Source organism: Eudoraea sp., assembly GCF_049669105.1.
GTDB lineage: Bacteria > Bacteroidota > Bacteroidia > Flavobacteriales > Flavobacteriaceae > Eudoraea.
Genome location: NZ_JBATKE010000167.1, coordinates 1 through 1,768 on the forward strand (window position 1 = coordinate 1; position 1,768 = coordinate 1,768).

The 1,768-nt window shown below is 33.4% G+C and carries 2 protein-coding genes; one reads left to right on the forward strand and one right to left on the reverse strand.

The window, feature by feature from the left end; genetic code table 11:
- Positions 1-356 precede the first annotated feature (356 nt).
- Positions 357-1,328: an IS110 family transposase gene (locus tag WBM60_RS13490; RefSeq protein ID WP_424276122.1), complete on the forward strand. Its 972-nt coding sequence runs from the start codon at positions 357-359 to the stop codon at positions 1,326-1,328.
- Positions 1,329-1,346: 18 nt separating this feature from the next.
- On the opposite strand, the gene WBM60_RS13495 is transcribed toward WBM60_RS13490, so the two are convergent.
- The coding region (locus WBM60_RS13495) for a hypothetical protein (RefSeq protein WP_424283187.1) at positions 1,347-1,768 on the reverse strand (422 nt) is incomplete at its 5' end.

A 1,768-nucleotide genomic window follows, 5' to 3' on the forward strand; every position in this document is an offset into this window, starting at 1 on the left:
GTACAGTGTTTTTCTCAAATGTGTGCTAACGTGTTTGTGTATGGCTCGTTGCGGAAAATTAGCTATGATTTTCCGCCGTAACCGAAAGATAGCAAATTGCAATGAAATCCGATTAGGAATTCAGCCGCAATGAGTTATACACGTCTTAAGTTTACAATTCATTAAATTTAGATTATAAACAGAAAAGACAAAAGAGAGGATTAAGGTTATTATACACGCAGAGACTTTGATCTCGTCAACATTGAAAATCCCCTCTCTTTTCTACACAGATTTCGTACAGTATTATGAGGCCTTTGGGACCTCGTTTTTAAGTCGTTGAAACTCGCGTAGATTGTCCTTTCAAAAAACATTTTCTTATGAATAAAGATACAAAGTATTTTGGAATAGACATTAGTCATTTGGTATTTGATGTTACGGATTCTGATGGTAATTATCATCAGTTTAAGAACAACAATTCAGGCTTTAAAAAGTTCACAAAACTTTTAGACAATGAAAGCCATTGTGTGATGGAGGCGACAGGTTATTATCATTATCAGCTAGCCTATCATTTGCTAGAATCAGGTATAAGGTTATCAGTAGAAAACCCCTTATCGATAAAACGTTTTATCCAGATGAAGCTCTCAAAGATCAAGACCGATAAGAGTGATTCTAAACTAATTTGTGAGTATGCAAAACAGGTGGAATTAAAGCTTTGGAAAGGTAATACTAAAGCAGAGTTGGAATGCCTTCAAATCACCAGAACTCTTTCAGTATATACAAAACAAAGCACCATGCTAAAAAACAAATTACATGGAGAAGCTGTTTTGGGAGCACCGAGTAAATCGGTTGTATCATCTTTAAAGCGTAGTTTAAAACAGTTAGAAAAAGAGATTAAGAAACTAGAAGATAAGTTGCTCGATTTAGTAAAACAAAGCCATGGTGATGTATTGACACGTTTGGAAAGTATACCAGGAATTGGCAGAAAAACAGCTATCATGTTAGTGGTTTTAACAGGCGGTTTTGAGCGATTTACTAGCGGGAGTGAGCTGTGTAGTTATGCCGGATTGACACCCGTAATTAGGCAAAGTGGAAGCAGTATAAATGGACGGGCTCGTATTAGTAAAATAGGCAACCAAAAACTTCGGAATTTATTATTTATGTGCAGTTTTAATGCCTGTAAATACAATAAGGCTTGCAGAGAAATATATGAGCGATTGGTAGCTAAAGGAAAGAGTAAAAAATTGGCTTTGATTGCAGTGTGTAATAAGCTATTAAAACAAGCATTTGCAATAGCTAAATCAGGATTGATATATGATGCAACTTATAAAAGTACTCCAGTGAAAAATTAATGAGTTTTTACTTGTTTTTTACCACAGTACTTTGTTGTAGGTAGTTTTTTTATTCCACCATACATATCCAATCAGTCCAATTCCAACAATTGTCATTCCTACTATTCCAATTTTCAGTCCTAACATTGGATTGTCATATAATTTGTCGTTAAACAGACCAAAAATTAAAGAAATTAATCTTGTCGGTAAAAATGCTAAACTCATTAGAATTGCCAAGTATTTTGGATTTGCATATTTTGTCAAAATCGAATGAATTATTGGTGCAATATGAATTTCCGAAATTCCGAGAAAAACCAATGAAATTAAATATGTAATTGTATGATTTTCTGTTGGAATTTCTGGAATTAGAAATAAAATTCCAAGTGATATTGCTCCAAAAATAAAACCAACCATTAATTTAAAAAATTGAGAACTGTAGAATAAAGTCCAAAGAACAATTG